We start from the raw sequence: 1,438 nt of genomic DNA on the forward strand, positions 1-1,438 counted from the left end.
AATCCCGCCTCTGCTCCCTCGTCCCGCTTTCCTGCGTAACATTCACAATTAAAGTAACTTACTCACTTAAATCCCAATTTGTCAATCAGTCAATGAAGCTCCAATAATTATAAAACGCTTCATCCATTTATCATAAATGCTCCAAAAAGCAGTGCCCCACCACTCCTTACCATCGTCAAAATAATTTGAGAAATCATCATTCCAACTGTAAATTTCCAAATCTTTTCTAAATTGAACCGGAAAAAGAGAATGATTGATTTTGTGAAAGTCTTCCTGGGAATATGAAATACCATTCGGTGGTTCGGAAAAAGCCCACCAGTATGTCATGTGAGAGGGAGTTTTGCGGATTCTGCCATTTCCTGATATTTCCCAACTACTGTTACTATCACAGAAGAAATTTTCCGCACTATATTTCATACAGTACATTCTTTCTTCATTCACAAAGAATTGAGGGTGATTCATATTATTACCAACTCTTTCCCTTGCATTGAGTATAGAAATAGATTCGATAACAGCTTTTTTATGTGATTCTATACCACAATACTCCTCGTCAAAAGATAACAGAACATAGTCAAGAAGAAGTTCATCATACTTTTGAGCAAGAGTTGTGTATATCTTATCTTCGTTAAGTTCTTTCATTCTGTCACCTTATTCCCAATTATCAATTCCGATTTTACCTTTAGTTCATTTTCTCCGCAAACTGGAATAATAGCTTTCTACAAGGATAATCTTTGAAAGAAATATTTCCTTATCATGAGAACGATAAGGCCACTGAAACTCCTTCATAAGCATCTCCCCTCTGACTTCCGATGTGTCGAGTGCGGCTTATCCGCCTAAAGCGCACAAACGCATAACTAGCTTTTCTGTTTTTTTCATTCTAATATTAGCGTATAAAATGTCAAACTACTCATTTCGTTTCATTACTTCATTCTGCACTTCATAACCCTGTTTGTTTGCATGGGCACCATTTTACCCTTTACGGAATTATACTGCACACAGCATAAATGTTGATTTTATAGGCTTTTCCTGCTGGAAGAAGGATTTTATCATCGCCGAATATTTACTATTTTTTATACTGAGCCGAGAAAACCAGCAGGAAAGCGGGACGAGGCGGCGGAGGCCGGGCTGGGGGATTGGAAGGGGCCGGGCTGGCTGGAATCCAACGGCGCCGGAAGGCGTCTGGAAACCGTCTAGTGAAACTTAGGCCGCGGGGATGGAAAACGACGGGCAGAAACTGAAAACCAAATCAGTTTCTGAGATGCCCCTGAACGGTGAAGTCCATAAAGAGTTCACCGTGAATGGGCATCGGACCGTCGTTTTCCATTCCTGCGGCCTTAGTTTCACTTACGGTTGGAAGCCGCCTTCCGGCGCCGTTGGATTCCAGCCAGCCCGGCCCCTTCCAATCCCCCAGCCCGGCCTCCGCCGCCTCGTCCCGCTT

The 1,438-nt window shown here is 42.6% G+C and carries 2 protein-coding genes; both read right to left on the reverse strand.

Translation table 11 applies throughout. The annotated features are described in order from the left end of the window. Positions 1–81: 81 nt before the first annotated feature. Positions 82–639 (reverse strand): hypothetical protein, encoded by a 558-nt coding sequence (locus tag GPL15_RS19940; RefSeq protein ID WP_215700427.1) that lies wholly within the window; start codon positions 637–639, stop codon positions 82–84. 607 nt (positions 640–1,246) lie between these two features. Next, the coding region (locus GPL15_RS19945) for a hypothetical protein (RefSeq protein ID WP_215700428.1) at positions 1,247–1,438 on the reverse strand (192 nt) is incomplete at its 5' end.

Source organism: Clostridium sp. MCC353, assembly GCF_018785315.1.
GTDB lineage: Bacteria > Bacillota > Clostridia > Lachnospirales > Lachnospiraceae > CHH4-2.

Coding starts and splice junctions, on each gene's coding strand:
- GPL15_RS19940 (WP_215700427.1), bottom strand. CDS start 639: ATGAAAGAACTTAACGAAGATAAGATATACACAACTCTTGCTCAAAAG.